This is a genomic window from Parafrigoribacterium humi (assembly GCF_040227205.1).
Classification (GTDB): Bacteria; Actinomycetota; Actinomycetes; order Actinomycetales; family Microbacteriaceae; genus Parafrigoribacterium_A; species Parafrigoribacterium_A humi.
On record NZ_JBELOA010000002.1, the window covers coordinates 426,102 to 441,146 of the forward strand.

At 65.0% G+C, this 15,045-nt stretch carries 15 protein-coding genes and 1 tRNA gene; 11 read left to right on the forward strand and 5 right to left on the reverse strand.

Going from position 1 to position 15,045, the window contains the following annotated elements; translation table 11 throughout:
• Positions 1-1,350 carry a glutamine synthetase family protein gene (locus ABUA28_RS06315; RefSeq protein WP_349903138.1) on the reverse strand — a complete coding sequence of 450 codons (1,350 nt, stop codon included), beginning with the start codon at positions 1,348-1,350 and terminating at the stop codon, positions 1-3.
• Between the two features lie 133 nt (positions 1,351-1,483).
• Between ABUA28_RS06315 and ABUA28_RS06320 the strand changes: the two genes are divergently transcribed.
• Positions 1,484-2,203: a type 1 glutamine amidotransferase gene (locus ABUA28_RS06320; RefSeq protein ID WP_349903139.1), complete on the forward strand. Its 720-nt coding sequence runs from the start codon at positions 1,484-1,486 to the stop codon at positions 2,201-2,203.
• Here ABUA28_RS06320 and ABUA28_RS06325 read toward each other — a convergent pair.
• A complete protein-coding gene (locus ABUA28_RS06325) occupies positions 2,197-3,444 on the reverse strand; it encodes a cytochrome P450 (RefSeq protein WP_349903141.1) in 1,248 nt (415 codons plus the stop codon). The two genes, ABUA28_RS06320 and ABUA28_RS06325, sit on opposite strands and share 7 nt — an antisense overlap.
• 150 nt (positions 3,445-3,594) lie before the next feature.
• Here ABUA28_RS06325 and ABUA28_RS06330 point away from each other — a divergent pair, with 150 nt between their 5' ends.
• Positions 3,595-4,089, forward strand: coding sequence for a MarR family winged helix-turn-helix transcriptional regulator (locus ABUA28_RS06330; RefSeq protein ID WP_349903143.1), 495 nt, complete (start codon positions 3,595-3,597; stop codon positions 4,087-4,089).
• Positions 4,090-4,101: 12 nt separating this feature from the next.
• Here the strand turns inward: ABUA28_RS06330 and ABUA28_RS06335 are convergent, their stop codons facing one another.
• Positions 4,102-4,809 carry a gamma-glutamyl-gamma-aminobutyrate hydrolase family protein gene (locus ABUA28_RS06335; protein WP_349903144.1) on the reverse strand — a complete coding sequence of 236 codons (708 nt, stop codon included), beginning with the start codon at positions 4,807-4,809 and terminating at the stop codon, positions 4,102-4,104.
• Positions 4,810-4,960: 151 nt separating this feature from the next.
• Here ABUA28_RS06335 and ABUA28_RS06340 point away from each other — a divergent pair, with 151 nt between their 5' ends.
• The 5 genes from ABUA28_RS06340 to ABUA28_RS06360 are packed head-to-tail and all read left to right on the forward strand — an operon-like array spanning position 4,961 to position 9,671.
• Positions 4,961-6,454 (forward strand): aldehyde dehydrogenase, encoded by a 1,494-nt coding sequence (locus tag ABUA28_RS06340; protein WP_349903145.1) that lies wholly within the window; start codon positions 4,961-4,963, stop codon positions 6,452-6,454.
• Positions 6,447-7,358 (forward strand): DODA-type extradiol aromatic ring-opening family dioxygenase, encoded by a 912-nt coding sequence (locus ABUA28_RS06345; RefSeq protein WP_349903146.1) that lies wholly within the window; start codon positions 6,447-6,449, stop codon positions 7,356-7,358. Before ABUA28_RS06340 ends, ABUA28_RS06345 begins: the two co-directional genes overlap by 8 nt.
• Positions 7,351-8,244 carry a fumarylacetoacetate hydrolase family protein gene (locus tag ABUA28_RS06350; RefSeq protein WP_349903147.1) on the forward strand — a complete coding sequence of 298 codons (894 nt, stop codon included), beginning with the start codon at positions 7,351-7,353 and terminating at the stop codon, positions 8,242-8,244. The genes ABUA28_RS06345 and ABUA28_RS06350 overlap by 8 nt, the downstream gene beginning before the upstream one ends.
• Positions 8,241-8,432 (forward strand): ferredoxin, encoded by a 192-nt coding sequence (locus ABUA28_RS06355; RefSeq protein WP_349903148.1) that lies wholly within the window; start codon positions 8,241-8,243, stop codon positions 8,430-8,432. Before ABUA28_RS06350 ends, ABUA28_RS06355 begins: the two co-directional genes overlap by 4 nt.
• 9 nt (positions 8,433-8,441) lie before the next feature.
• Positions 8,442-9,671, forward strand: a complete 1,230-nt coding sequence (locus ABUA28_RS06360) for an NAD(P)/FAD-dependent oxidoreductase (protein WP_349903150.1) — start codon at positions 8,442-8,444, stop codon at positions 9,669-9,671.
• 13 nt (positions 9,672-9,684) lie between these two features.
• On the opposite strand, the gene ABUA28_RS06365 is transcribed toward ABUA28_RS06360, so the two are convergent.
• Positions 9,685-9,767 (reverse strand) — tRNA-Leu (locus ABUA28_RS06365).
• A 39-nt stretch (positions 9,768-9,806) separates the two neighbouring features.
• On the opposite strand from ABUA28_RS06365, the gene ABUA28_RS06370 reads away from it, so the two are divergent.
• Entirely contained in the window at positions 9,807-10,412 is a 606-nt protein-coding gene (locus tag ABUA28_RS06370) for an ANTAR domain-containing response regulator (RefSeq protein ID WP_349903151.1), read from the forward strand.
• 74 nt (positions 10,413-10,486) lie between these two features.
• Complete coding sequence (locus tag ABUA28_RS06375) at positions 10,487-11,518, forward strand: isopenicillin N synthase family dioxygenase (RefSeq protein WP_349903293.1); 1,032 nt, start codon at positions 10,487-10,489, stop codon at positions 11,516-11,518.
• A 4-nt stretch (positions 11,519-11,522) separates the two neighbouring features.
• On the opposite strand, the gene ABUA28_RS06380 is transcribed toward ABUA28_RS06375, so the two are convergent.
• On the reverse strand, positions 11,523-11,948 hold the full coding sequence (locus tag ABUA28_RS06380) for a PaaI family thioesterase (RefSeq protein ID WP_349903153.1): 426 nt from the start codon (positions 11,946-11,948) through the stop codon (positions 11,523-11,525).
• A 57-nt stretch (positions 11,949-12,005) separates the two neighbouring features.
• Here ABUA28_RS06380 and polA point away from each other — a divergent pair, with 57 nt between their 5' ends.
• Both polA and ABUA28_RS06390 read left to right on the forward strand, forming a co-directional pair.
• On the forward strand, positions 12,006-14,687 hold the full coding sequence (polA, locus tag ABUA28_RS06385) for a DNA polymerase I (RefSeq protein WP_349903154.1): 2,682 nt from the start codon (positions 12,006-12,008) through the stop codon (positions 14,685-14,687).
• Positions 14,688-14,749: 62 nt separating this feature from the next.
• The gene (locus ABUA28_RS06390; RefSeq protein WP_349903156.1) at positions 14,750-15,019 is read left to right on the forward strand and encodes an HPr family phosphocarrier protein; all 270 of its coding nucleotides are present in this window, start codon (positions 14,750-14,752) and stop codon (positions 15,017-15,019) included.
• Positions 15,020-15,045 lie beyond the last annotated feature (26 nt).

Genomic DNA, 15,045 nt, shown 5'->3' on the forward strand with positions numbered 1-15,045 from the left:
TCAATAGTCCTCGAGGTACTCGTCAAGCTCCCACCGGGTGACGTCGCGGGTAGCGGGATCCTCTTCCTCTGCCTCGTAACGCGCGAGTTCATCGCGCTTGAGCACCGTGAACACGTCGATGAACGCCTCGCCGAGCGTCTCGCGGAGCACGGAGTTGGCGTCGAGGGCGTCCAATGCCACCCCGAGTGAACCGGGAAGGACCTCCGCGGCGTCGTTCTGGTAGGCCCAGCCGTCGGCGCTGGGTGGCACCGTAAGCGACCTGCTGAGGCCGTCCAGCCCGGCCGCAAGAACCGCGGCAACGATCAGGTACGGATTCGCCGCGCCGTCACCTACCCGGATTTCAAGCCTCGTGCCGTCCCCGCGTTCCGGCGGCACCCTGAGCATCGTGCTGCGGTTGTCATGGCCCCAATTCGCGCGGTACGGCGCAAGGGTATCCGGCCCGAGGCGCTTGTATGCGTTGACGGTCGGATTCGTGAGCGCGACGAGTGCGGGAGCGTTCTCGAGGATGCCCGCGATGAGGTGGTTCGCGGTGTCGGAGAGCTCGCCCTCGGCGGTCGACATGAGATTTCTGCCCGCCGCATCGATGACGGAGAAATGCAGGTGGAAGCCGCTGCCTCCCTCGTCCGTCCACGGCCGTCCGAGGAAGGTCGCAAGCTTTCCCGAGCGCGCCACGATGTCTTTGACGGCGGTCTTGAACAGGAAGGTGCGATCCGCCGCATCGAGTGCTTCACCGTGCCAGAGATTGATCTCGTACTGCGACGGGCTGAACTCGTGGTTCCCCGCGAAGACGCCAATGTCCATGGCATCCAGCTGGCGAAGCAGATTGAGGAAGATGCCTTCAGGATCCACCCAGGTTCCTGTCGTGTAGACGCGCCCCGTCCGCTCGAGAGCGCGCTTCCATCCGTTCTCTCCCCGCTCCGCGATGTAGAACTCGAGCTCCGGCCCGACGACCGGGGTCAGCCCCAGCGCCTGGTATCGGGCGATCACGCTCTTGAGCACGGAGCGCGGTGCGATATGGCTCTCCGTGCCATCCGGATTGAACGCGTCTGCAACGATGAGCGCGACGCCCGGCTCCCACGGCATGAGCGTGAGAGTCTCCGGGTCCACGGTCGCGATGAGGTCTGGCAGACCGCTCGACATGATCTTGTCCCCGTCGAGTACTCCGCCCCGCGTCGTCGTGATCCACACGCCCTGGCAGAAGGTCGCCCCCTTGGCGACGGAGTGAGAGAACTGGCTGACCAAGAGATCCTTTGACCTCGTGATTCCCAGCACGTCGGCGTAGATCAGGCGGAGGACGTCGATACCATCCGCTTCCAACCGCGACTGAAGAGCAACTGCATCGGTGCCCATCTGTTATTCAGCTCCTTTGCTGATAAATCGTTTGGGTATAAACGAATAGTGAGATACTAAGCCACGTCCGCGCAAATGCACGTTCCCCAAGCCAGACCGGCAGTGAAGCCCCGACCGACAGTGAGGCGAAACCGTGAGAGCTCTGTTTGTCATGCACGACCACGTGAGCCCCACGGGGTTCGTCTCGGATCATCTGCGTCGCCGCGGTTTCGACGTCGACGAGATCCTCGTCGTGAGCGAGGCCGATTTCCGAACCCCCAACGTCGCGTTCGAGTTTCCCGATCCAGGCCAGTATGACCTCATCGTCCCGATGGGCGCACCCTGGGGAGCGTGGGACGACGCCCGTATCGGACGCTGGCTCCTGCCCGAGATCGCCTGGGTCCAGGACGCGCTCGCGAGGGACATCCCCGTGCTCGGTATCTGCTTCGGGGGACAGCTCGTCGCGCGTGCCCTCGGCGGCCGTGTCGCGAGGGCGCCCAAGCCGGAAATCGGCTGGACGGCGATCCACAGCGACGACGCCTCTCTCATGCCCGCCGGGCCGTGGTTCCAGTTCCATTACGACCGCTGGGAACTACCGGATGGCGCGCAGGAGATCGCCAGAGACTCCGTGGCATCGCAGGCCTTCAGATACGGGCGCAGCCTCGCCGTGCAGTTCCACCCAGAACTCACCGCGAGCACGCTCGAGGGGTGGCTGCTCGAGGGCGGCCGCCAACAGGTCATCGACGATGGCCAGGACCCCGACGCGCTGCTCGCGCACACTCGCGCGGAAGAAAGCACCGCGCAGCAGCGCACCGTGGCACTCCTTGACGCCTTTCTCTCGAGGATCGCGATGTTAGCGCCGCCGAATCACTGACCGGCGAGTTCGACGCGCACGGGGAAGCGCTTGATCCCGTTCACGAAATTGGAGCGCAGGTGGTCGAGAGGGCCGCGCCGTTCCATGCCGGTGATGCGGGGGAGCAAGGTCTCGAACATGATGCGAATCTCGAGCCTCGCGAGAGCGTTTCCCATGCACATGTGCGGCCCGCCCCGACCGAACGCCATGTGTTCGTTCGGATTACGGGTGACATCCATCCGGTACGGGTCCTCGAAGACTTCCGGATCGCGGTTGCCTGCGGCGAACCAGGTGACGACCTTGTCGCCCTCCTTGATCGCCTGGCCATTGATCTCCGTGTCCTTCGTCGCGGTGCGGCGGAAGTGATAGACCGGGCTCGCCAGACGCAGAAGCTCTTCGACCGCCCACGGGATGAGCTCCGGCCGCTCCTGGAGCAGCGCCAGCTGGTCGGGATTCTGCATGAGGTAGTTCATCGAGTGCGTGATGGAGTGGCGCGTGGTCTCGTTCCCCGCGACGACCAGCAGCAGAAAGTAGCTGTTGAAGTCGCGCTCCGAGAGCGCGATGCCGTCCGCCGGTTCCTGGTTGATGAGCCTGGAGACGAGATCCGTGCCGTCCTTGCCGAGGCGTTCGCGTTCCAGTTCGTGGCCGTAGTCGAAGACCTCCTGGGCCGCGGGGGAGCGGAACGGAAGCAGCCGATATTTTTCACTCTCCGCGGAGTTCGCCAGAACATCGGCCGTCTCCGGGTCACTGTTGCCGATCATCCGGTTACCCCAGTCGATGAGCTTGTAGATGTCCGCGTCCGGGACATCCAGCATGCGAGCGAGCACCCGGATGGGGAAGTCCGCTGCGACCTCCGCGACGAAGTCGAACTCCTTCTTTGCGAAGGCCGCGTCGAGGGTCGACGCGGTGAGTCCGCGCAGGAAGGTCTCGTAGCCCGCGACCGCCTTGGGGGTGAACTCGCCCTGCATCAGGCGACGGAGCGCACGGTGTCGAACGCCGTCGGTCTCGAGCATGGACTTGCGGGCTTCGAGCTGGTCGTCATCCAGCTCCTCCGTGCTCACGCCTCCGCGCTCGCTCGAGAAGGTCTCCGTGTCACGCAGCACGCCGACGATATCGTGGTAGCGGGTGAGCGACCAAAACCCCTTGTTGGGTGCTTCTTCCTCGTCCCAGTGCACCGGAGCACTCGCGCGTAGCTCGTCGAAGACCGCCCAGGGCTGCTCGTGTTCGAAGAGATCCAGGTCTGCCAGGGTGACGTTCGTCATTGAACTCAACTCATCCTCCAGGGGGATATTGTTTGGGTGCGAACAATCTACACCCCGGGCCGAATTCCTGCGACATCCTGGTGGTCTGTCTGTCACCGCTGAAGTACCGTCAACTAGAGTGGCGACCGAGATCGCACCCAAGGAGAACTGATGCCAGGACCCCACACGCTCGCGGAGACGGAGCGGGAGGTAGAGAAGCGCCTGGGCAAGCTCCCGATCGACTATGCGTCAATGGCAGTGGCATCGAACCTGTTCCGTGCGGCCAACGCGGTGCGGAATCATCTCGAGCGCACCGTACTCTCCGAGAACGACCTGTCCTGGACGGCGTTCGTCGTCCTGTGGGTGACCTGGATCTGGGAGCCAATCGAGACGAGGCAGATCGCGCTCGAGGGCGGTTTCTCCAAGGCGACCCTGACCGGCGTGCTCTCGACCCTCGAGGGCAGGGGGTGGGTGTCGAGGGAGAAGAGTCAGGTGGATGGACGGCTCGTGCTGGTGCGAATGACGCCGGACGGGCGCACGCTGATGACCGGGCTCTTCCCGGCGTTCAACAAACAGGAACAACACGTCGCGGCCCCTGTTCCCGCCGATAGGCGCCAGGACTTCGCCGAGATGCTTCGCCTGATCACGAGCAACGTCGAGAAGTAGCGCGCGTCTGGCCTACGCGGTCTGGTGTGCGAGTCGCGACTGGCGCACAAACTCCTCGAACAGCGCCGCCTGCTGCGGGTCCTCTGCCGCGGTGTCCTCAGGATGCCACTGCACGCCGACAGCCCAGCCCGCTGCGTCGATCGTCACGGCCTCGACGACGCCATCCGCCGCGCGAGCGACCGCGTCTATTCCCTGGCCGAGGCGATCGAGCCCCTGGTGGTGGTAGCAGGACGCCCGCACCGTGTTCTCGGTGAAGCCGAAGCGCTCCGCACCGCGCTCGACGGTCACATCGTGCAGGAGGTTGTGGTGCGTCACAGGTAGGTCCTGGACGAGCGTTCCGCCCCTGGCGACGTTCACCACGTGGAGCCCCCGACAGATCGCGAGGACGGCCATGCCGCTCTCGAGCGCGTAGTCAGCGGACTTCAGGTCCGCGGTGTCCTGGGTGGCATCGACGTCGTAGACGCTCTCGACCCGCGCGTCCTTCGTGTATCTGGCCGGGTCGATGTCTCCGCCCCCCGGGAGGAGGATGCCGTCGAAGCCACCGAGCCTTTCGCCCCACATGACGTCTCCGACGGGGAGAAGGGTGAACGGGTCGCCACCAGCGTTCCACACCGCTTCGAGCAGCGCTCTCGCGTTCACCACCGCTCGATAGCGCAAGGCCGAGGTGCTTTCTGCGAACCGACCGATGACGGCGATTCGTGGGCGGTAAACATGGGTCATCTGTACTCCGTGGATCGAGCGTTGGTCACTGCTCGCACGCTTCGCGCGAATCTCCTCCGGAGAGTTGTAGAGCCACCGCCTATCGGTTAGGGTAACTCATTAGCATCCGAATGACTTAACGAAGAGTCAGGGGAGACGGGAAGCGGCGCACATGACAAGTATCGACGTGGTCGGCGTGAGTGTCGACACGCGGCACTTCATCGGCGGAGAACGCGTCGCCTCCGACGACACCTTCCGCAACAGTTCGCCCATCGACGGCAGTTTTCTCGGCGACATCGCTCGCGGGGGGCAGCGCGAGATCGACCTCGCGGTCGCCGCGGCACAGGCGGCCTTCCCGATCTGGGGCACCACGGCCCCCCGGGAGCGCGCGGCGATCATGAATCGAATCGCCGACCTGGTCGAGGAGAACATCGAGCAGCTCTCCATCGTCGAGACCACCGACAACGGCGCGCTGCTGCGCAGCCACCTGCTCGGTGTGATGCCCAGGGTGGCCCACAACTTCCGCTTCTTCGCCGACTGGCTGGTGAACCACCTCGGACATCCGGACTTCGAAACCAGAGGACATGACAATCACGTGTCCTGGGACCCGTCCGGGGTCGCAGCCCTGATCACGCCATGGAACGCCCCGCTCATGCTCGCGACCTGGAAGATCGCACCCGCTCTCGCTGCCGGAGACACCGTGGTGCTCAAGCCCGCGGAGTGGACGCCGCTGACGGCGTCCCTGTTCGCCGACATCACGAAAGAGGCGGGGCTTCCCGACGGCGCGTTCAACGTCGTGCAGGGATACGGCAAGGAAGCCGGCGCCGCCCTCGTCGCGCATCCGGGACTCAGCCGCATCTCGTTCACCGGTTCCGTGCCGACCGCGAAGACGATCGCCAAGGCCGCTGCAGAGAACCTGACACCCTGCAGCTTCGAGCTCGGCGGCAAGAGCCCGTTCATCGTGCTCGCCGACGCTGACCTCGAACTCGCGGCCACGCTCGCGATCGACCAGTACGACAACGCGGGGCAGGTCTGCCTCTCCGGCACGCGAATCCTGGTGCACGAGAGCATCGCGGACGCGTTCGCGGAGGCGTTCAGGTCGAAAGCAGTCGCGCTCAGGCAGGGCGACCCCAGGGATCCGGACACGGATATCGGCCCCCAGGTGCACCAGACCCACTTCGACCGGGTGAAGGGTTTCGTCGATCGGGCAACCGCCGAGGGAGCGGACATCGTCTGGGGCGGAACACCGAACACGGAACTCGGCGGCCTCTACTTTCGTCCGACCCTCATAGGCGATCCGACCCCCGGCAGCGAGATCGTCACGCAGGAGGTCTTCGGGCCCGTGCTCACGATGCAGACCTTCCAGACGGATGACGAGGTCGTCTCGCTCGCCAACGGAACGGAATTCGGGCTCGCGGCCGTCGTCGTCGCGGGGGACCGCGCGCACGCGGAATCGGTCACAACGAGGCTCGTCGCCGGCACTATCTGGGTCAACTGTTTCTTCGTACGCGATCTGAGGGCGCCATTCGGCGGCTCCAAGAAATCCGGGATCGGTCGCGAGGGCGGTACCTGGTCATTCGATTTCTACGCGGACGTGAAGAACACGGTCGTGGCCCCACACGGATGGAAGCCTGCATCGATGAAAGGAAGTGCTCGCCATGGGTGAAGTAGTCGGAGTGGGTCTCATCGCCCACGTCCCCACCATCATGCTTCCGAAAGAGGAGCGCATGGAGCTCAACGAGGGCAAGGACTCGACCCTCGTCTCCGCACTCGAAAAACTCAGGAAAGACGTCTTCGAGACCGAGGACTACGACACCGTCATCGTCATGGACAGCCACTGGGCGACCACGGTGGAGTTCGTGGTGGCCTCGCAGGATCGTCGCCACGGCCTGTTCACCTCGGAGGAGCTGCCACGTGGAATGCACGGGGTGCCCTACGACTACCGCGGCGACCCGGAACTCGCGAACCTCATGGAAGATCGCGCGGAGAAGAACGGCACCTGGATCACTCCGATCGACGACCCCGACCTACCGGTGATGTACGCCACCATCAACCTCTGGAAGTATCTGGGCGAAGGGCTCCCCGACAAGAAGTGGGTCAGCGTCAGCGTCTGCCAGACCGCGACAGACGAAGACTTCCTCCGCGCGGGTCGCGCCATCGGCGAGGCGATCGCGGCGAGCGATCGTAGGGTCATCATCCTGGCCTCAGGCGCACTGTCGCACACGTTCTACAAGCTGCGCGAACTGCGCAAGCACGAGATGGCCGATCCGAGTCACATCTTCTCGAAGGAGGCGCTCGCCGCCGATTACGAGCGACTCGACTGGTTCAAGGCGGGCGACCACGCGAAGGTGCTCGACACCATGCCGGCGTTCCACAAGGTGCGTCCAGAGGCCATGTTCGGCCACTGGCTGCTCACCGCGGGCGCCATCGGCGAGGAGGCCTGCACCGCGCCGGGAATCCAGTACAGCGACTATGAGAACTCCGTGGGAACCGGGCAGGTGCACATCTGGTTCCCCCGTCCGGACGGCGGATTCCCCGCACCGAAGGATCTGGTCCTGGATCGTGACTGAGTATCGTCGCATCCTTCTCGACGGTTTCGCCACGGAGGTCGTTCGCCACGGAGATGCCCTTGTCGCGGGCGACGGGCGCGAGATCGCGATCGAGGATGCCGTCCACCTGCCGCCGACCGTGCCGAGCAAGATCATCGCCGTGCACCTCAACTACGCGAGCCGTACAGAGGAGTTCATGACCAGGCTGCCGCCCGCGCCGACCTATTTCCACAAACCCGTGACCGCGCTGAACAGCCACGAGGGAGCGGTCGTGCGACCGGAGGGCTGCAGGTTCCTGAACTTCGAGGGCGAGATCGTGATCGTCATCGGGCGCACCTGCCGCAATGTCACGCCCGCCGATGCCGGCGACTACATCGCCGGATACACCGTCGGCAACGACTACGGACTGCATGACTTCAGGGACACCGATGCCGGGTCGATGCTCCGCGTCAAGGGCAGCGACACGCTCGCCCCCGTCGGCCCCGGGCTCGTCACGGGCTGGGACTTCCACGACAAGCGCATCCGCACCCTCGTGAACGGCGTCGTCCGCCAGGACGACAGCACCGCGAACATGAAGTGGGACATGAACTATCTCGTGGCCGACATTGCCAGGACGATCACCCTGAGCCCAGGGGACCTGCTGTTCACCGGAACCCCCGCGTTCTCTCGCCCGGTCGAGCCCGGGGATGTCGTCGAGGTCGAGGTCGAGGGCCTCGGCACTCTGCGCAATCACATCGTCACCGGTCCATCCGCCATCCGCACGGATGTCGGTGCCCAACCGAGCGCGAGCGAAGAGGTCGTCTCGACGGCGCTCGGTGGCGACTGGGAGTTTCGGGGCATCCGTACCCCGTCGAAGGACCTGTACCCCTCAACGGTGCAGGAGAAAGCAGCGAAGGACGCGCAATGATCAAGGTCGAAGTGGACATGAACCTCTGCCAGCACTACGGGCAGTGTGTGTTCGAGGCTCCCAGGATTTTCCACCTGAACAGTGACGACAAACTCGAGTATCTCGCGGAAGCCAACGACGACGAACGCGACCAGGTCGAAGCCGCTGTCGACGTCTGTCCTATGCAGGCCATCCGAATCGTCGAGTAGGTGGTCACCGTGCCCGATGCCGCCCCCGTCATCATCGTCGGCGGAGCGATGGGCGGGCTTCGCGCGGCCGAGGCACTGCGCAAATCGGGGTATTCCGGTCCGCTCACGATTATCGGCGAGGAACTGCACGCGCCATATAACCGGCCGCCCCTGTCAAAAGAGGTGCTGTCGACTGTCGTGACCCACGAGGCCGTCGCTTTTCCCCAGCGCGCGGCGACGGAAGATGTCGAGTGGCTGCGCGGCACGTCCGTGACCGCAGCGGATCTCGACGCCCAGACTGTCACGACGGATGACGGCGTGAAACACACCTGGCGCGCCCTCGTCATTGCGACCGGGCTCCGCGCCAGGAGGCTCACCCTTCCCGGCCAGAAGGATCCGTCCATGCCGGGCCGGTACACGATTCGCACCCTCGACGATGCGATCGCGCTGCGTGAAGAATTGCGAGAGGGACGCCGCCTCGTCGTGCTCGGATCGGGGTTCCTCGGCTGCGAGGTCGCCGCGACGGCACGCAAGCTCGGTTGCGAGGTGACGATCGTCTCGCCGCGCGAGTTGCCGATCATCCGGCCGCTCGGCCTGGAGCTCGCCGCGGAGATTCAGCGCAGGCACGAGGCGCACGGCGTGCGGTTTCGCCTGGGGAGGAGTGTGGTCGACGTGCTCGGTGCCGCGCGGTTCGCCGGAGTCGTGCTCGACGACGGCGAACGACTCGACGCGGATGTCCTGGTCGAGGCCATCGGATCCGAGTGCAACAGCGAGTGGCTGGCTGGCACCGGCCTCGACACGACGGACGGGGTTCTTGCGGATACCGCCATGCGCGCCGTCTCGCTGGACGGCACCGTGCACGACGACGTCTATGTCGTCGGCGACATCGCGCGCTTCCCGCACCTCGTGTTCGACGAGAAACCGCGCAGGATCGAGCACTGGAACATCCCCACGGACACGGGCAAGCGCGTCGGCGCTGTGCTCGCCGCGCAGCTCGCGGACGACGGCTCCTTCGCTGAGACGGCGGCACGGCCGTTCACACCGATGCCCACCTTCTGGTCGGTGCAGTTCGAGATAGACCTGCGCGCGTACGGCCTGCCATCACTCGCCGACGAGACTCGACTGCTCGAGGGCGAGCTGACCGGAGCCTGCGTTCTCGGGTACTACCGGGGCGGGCGGATGATCGGGGTCGTCGGCCTGGGGATGCAGGCCGCGCTGATGCCGTACCGACAATTGATCGCCGCAGGAGGCCTCGAATAGCGTAAATCCGCTGTGCCGGTGGTGGGACTCGAACCCACACGCCCTTGCGAGCAAAGCATTTTGAGTGCTCCGCGTCTGCCATTCCGCCACACCGGCGCACAGTAACGATTGTCAGAATACCGTAGGCTTTAGCTCGTGACTGACCAGGAAACCCCCACACAAGTTCCCCGCCGCGTCGTTGTGGCAGAAGACGAGTCACTGATTCGCCTGGACATAGTCGAGACACTCCGCGACAACGGCTTCGAGGTCGTTGGTGAGGCGGGAGACGGAGAAGCGGCCGTCGCACTCGCGACAGAACTGCGTCCGGATCTGGTCATCATGGACGTCAAGATGCCTCTCCTTGACGGGATCTCAGCTGCCGAACGTCTGACCAAGAACCACATCGCGCCGGTTGTCCTGCTCACCGCCTTCAGCCAGAAGGAACTCGTCGAGCGCGCAACCGAGGCCGGAGCGCTGGCGTACGTCGTCAAGCCATTCACCCCGAACGATCTCCTGCCCGCGATCGAGATCGCACTCGCTCGCTACGCCCAGATCATCACGCTCGAAGCGGAGGTCACCGACCTCGTCGAGCGGTTCGAGACCCGCAAGCTCGTCGACCGCGCCAAGGGGCTGCTGAACGAGAAGATGGGCCTCACCGAGCCCGAGGCCTTCCGCTGGATCCAGAAGGCATCCATGGACCGCCGCCTCACCATGCACGATGTCGCCCAGGCGATCATCGAACAGCTCTCCGCCAAGAAGTAGCCCCGCCGCCTCCTCGGTCCGTCGACCGTCGCTGTAACAAAGCACGGGCCGCTCGCCGCACGTGGAAAGCTTGCATCGTGCTTGCTTCGCTTCCCCTCCTTGACCTTTCCGAACTCGACCGTGGAGCCGAGTCGGCCCAGAGATTCCTCGAAAAGTTACGAGCCATCACGCACGACGTCGGGTTCTTCTACCTCGTCGGCCACGGTGTCGAGCAGCACCTGATCGACGAGATCCTCGCGGTGTCGCGGAGGTTCTTCGCATTGCCAGAGAGCGACAAACTCGCCATCGAGAACATTCACAGTGCGCAGTTTCGCGGCTACACCCGCGTGGGCGGAGAGCGCACGCACGGCGACATCGACTGGCGTGAACAGATCGACATCGGCGCCGAGCGTGACCTCGTCGTAGAGGGCGAAGGCGTGGCGCCATACTGGCGACTGGAGGGACCGAACCTCTGGCCGACCGCACTTCCCGAGCTGCAGGATGTCGTCTCCCGCTGGATGGACAAACTCGGCGACCTGTCCCTGCGACTCATGCGCGCGTGGGCACAGGCACTCGGAGCCCCGATCGGTGTGTTCGATGAGGCGTTCGCTGTGCGGCCGTTCCCGCTCCTGAAGATTGTCCGCTACCCCGGAACCACCGGGATCGAGCCGGCGCAGGGCGTCGGAGCACACCGGGACGGAGGCGTGCTCACGCTGCTGTTGGTGGAGCCGGGCAAGGGTGGACTTCAGGTCGAGCACGAAGGCGAGTGGATCGATGCGCCCGCGATCGACGGCGCATTCGTCGTCAACATCGGCGAAATGCTGGAGCTTGCGACGCAGGGCTACCTCAAGGCGACGCTGCATCGCGTGGTGTCACCGCGTCGGGGCGATGACCGCGTCTCGATCCCGTTCTTCTTCAACCCTGCACTCGACACCTCGATGCCGCACCTCGAGTTGAGCGCGGAACTGAAAGCAGAGGCTCGCGGCCTGACCGTCGACCCGACGAACAGTCCGATCCTCGAGACCTATGGCGACAACGCGCTTCGCTATCGCCTGCGGGCACACCCGAACGTTGCGGCCATCCACCACTCCGATCTGGCCGACGCCGAGACCGTTGCCGCGAGCTGAGAGCTCAGCGATCGCGGAGCATGTTCGTGATCCGCACGGTGGACAGCCTGCGGCCCTCCTCGTCGCGAATGACGATCTCGTGAGTCGTGAGGGTGCGCCCGAGGTTGAGTGCCGTGCAGGTTCCCGTGACGACCCCGGATGAGATCGAGCGCGTGTGACTCGCATTGATCTCGATGCCCATGGCGATGCGCCCTGGCCCCGCGTGGATCGCCGCCGAGATCGAGCCGAGGGACTCACCGAGCACGACGTGAGCACCACCGTGGAGGATGCCGATCACCTGTCTGTTGCCCTCGACCGGCATCGTCCCGACGGAATACTCTGCCGACAACTCCCGGAATTCGATTCCGAGCCTGCGCGTGAGTTCGCCTCCGCCCGAAGACACCAGCCGCTCGACAAGAGTCGGATCGAGGTTCTCGGGAAAAATCGTCATCGGCGTCCTTTACACGGCACTGGAGGGTCTGTCGGCGGCCGCGGCTAGGCTGGCTGCGTGACGGACAACGAAAAGCCTACCCTTCTGATTATCGATGGCCATTCGCTGGCGTTCCGCGCCTTCTACGCCCTCCCGGTAGACAGTTTCCAGACCCGCGACGGTCAACACACCAACGCGATCCACGGCTTCATCGCGATGCTCATCAGCCTGCTGCAGAGCGAGAAGCCCACGCACCTCGCCGTGGCCTTCGACATCTCGAGATATTCCTTCCGCACGCGCGAGTATCCCGAGTACAAGGGCACCCGCGGCGAGACTCCGCCGGAGTTCATCGGGCAGATCCCGTTGCTCGAAGAAGCGCTGCACGCCATGAACATCGTCACCGTGACCAAGGAGGACTACGAGGCCGACGACATCCTCGCGACCCTGGCGACGCGCGGCGCGGCCGAGGGGTACCGCGTGCTCGTGGTCTCTGGTGACCGCGACGCGATCCAGATGATCAACGACGACGTCACGCTGCTGTACCCCAACGCCCGCGGTGTCTCAGAGCTCAAACGCTACGACAGGGATGCCGTGGTCGAGCGCTACGGCATCGAGCCGCACCAGTACCCGGATGTCGCCGCCCTCGTCGGCGAGACGAGCGACAATCTCATCGGCATAGACAAGGTCGGCGAGAAGACCGCGGTCAAATGGATCAACCAGTACGGAGGACTGGACCAGATCCTCGCTCACGCTGACGAGATCAAGGGTGTTGTCGGGGAGAAGCTGCGCGAGCAGAAGGACAACGCGGTCCGCAATCGCAAGCTCAACCACCTGCTCACCGACGTTGACCTCCCCGTCGGCCCCGCGGATCTCGAACGCCGCCCAATCGACGAGACCGCCGTGCGCGACGTCTTCGACAGGCTCCAGTTCCGCACCCTCCTCACCAGGCTGCTCAAGATCGCTGGCGGCGACGGAGCGTCTGCAGCCGCCACGGATGGTGAAGGTGCGGCGCAGTCAGGGACCGTCGTCCCGGCCGTGAGAACGCTCGTCGACGAGGAACTGGGATTCTGGATCGCTCAGGCGACGAAGGACGGCACACTCCCGCTCGGCCTGCAGCTCGATGTCGGCCCGGAGGGCATTGCGGGGTTCGGTCTCGCCTCTGCGACGGACTCCGCCTACGTTCCCTGGGCACCCGGGCGCCCGGACTATCGCGCGCTCGAGACCTGGCTCGCGAGCGATGCGCCCAAATACCTGTTCGACTCCAAACCGCAGTACAAGGCGCTGCACAGGGCAGGAATCGAGCTGAGGGGCATTGCCTTCGATGTCACTCTCGCGGCCTGGCTGATCAAACCGGGTGCGCACTCCAGGGATCTCGCGACGCAGGTGTACGACCTGCTCGGCGAACGCATCCCGCAGCCCGATCCGAATCAGCTCGTGCCGGATACGGAGGCGCTGAGCTCTGCGACCGAGGCCTGGTACGTCCTCCAACTCGCGGAGTATCTGGCGGAGCGGCTCGAGCCGGGCTCCAGGTCGGTGCTTGATGAGATAGAACTGCCGCTGCTGCCGATCCTCGCAACCATGGAGCTCACCGGCATCACCGTCAACGCGCAGATACTCTCGCGCCTGTCATCCGAACTGGGAGAGAAGGCGGCCGGTCTTGCCGCCAGCGCGTACGCGGAGCTCGGGCACGAGGTGAACCTCGGGTCGCCCAAGCAGTTGCAGCAGGTGCTGTTCGACGAACTGGGGATGCCGAAGACGCGCGCGAACAAGACCGGGTACTCGACTGACGCGGCATCGCTCGCGGACCTGCAGGATCGCAGCCCTCATCCCTTCCTCGATCTCCTGCTGCAGCATCGCGACGCGACCAAGCTGGGACAGATCGTCGAGACCCTCGCCAAAGCCGTGGGGCCCGATCACCGCGTGCACACCACCTACGACCAGACGGGCACGAGCACCGGCCGCATCTCTTCCGTCGATCCGAACCTGCAGAACATCCCGGTTCGTACCGAGGTCGGGCGCGAGATCCGCTCGGCGTTCGAGAGCGGCCCGAAGTTCACGACCCTCCTCACGGCCGACTACTCCCAGATCGAGATGCGGATCATGGCACACCTCTCCGGTGACGCCGGGCTCATCGAGGCGTTCAACTCCGGGGAAGACCTGCACCGCTTCGTCGGCTCGCGCATCTTCGGGGTCGAACCGTCCGAGGTGACGCCGACGATGAGAAGCAAGGTCAAGGCGATGTCGTACGGACTCGCCTACGGTCTGAGCGCATTCGGCCTCTCCAAGCAGCTGCGCATCGACACCTCAGAGGCAAAGCAGCTCATGGCCGACTACTTCGAGCGCTTCGGCGCGGTGCGCGACTACCTGCGCGGCGTCGTCGAGCAGGCGCGAAAGGACGGCTACACCGAGACGATCTTCGGACGGCGGCGCCCGTTCGGCGACCTCAACTCCTCCAACCGTGTGCTGCGCGACAACGCGGAACGCGCGGCTCTCAACGCGCCGATCCAGGGCTCGGCCGCCGACATCCTCAAGATCGCCATGCTCGATATCGCGGACGACATCCAGGAGAAGAAGCTGGGGTCGAGGATGCTCCTGCAGGTGCACGACGAACTGGTCTTCGAGGTGGCGGAGGGCGAGCTCGAGACGATGACGAGCCTCGTCACCGCGCGGATGGGACACGCGGCCGACACGAGGCAATTGAAGGTTCCGCTCGATGTGCAGGTCGGTACGGGCAAGAATTGGGATGAGGCCGCGCACTAGACACGCGGTGCGCACCGGACCAACCGAACGATTCGGACAGATCGACAGCAGGGGAGAGCACGATGTCAGAACGAAGAGCAACGGTGAAGTCCGCCGTCGGGCTGCACGCTCGGCCCGCGGCGCTGTTCAGCCAGGCTGCGGCCGCCACGGGTGTGGCCGTGACGCTCACGCGTGGCGACGGCACCTCGGTAAATGCTGCGAGCATCCTCGGGGTGCTGTCCCTCGGTATCGCGCACGGCGACGAGGTCACGCTGAGTGCGGACGGGAACGGCGCTGAAGAGGCCCTCGACTCACTCGCCTCACTGCTCGCCACCGATCTCGACGCCGACTAGCTATCGTTCCCTGGGAGGTTGCGGAC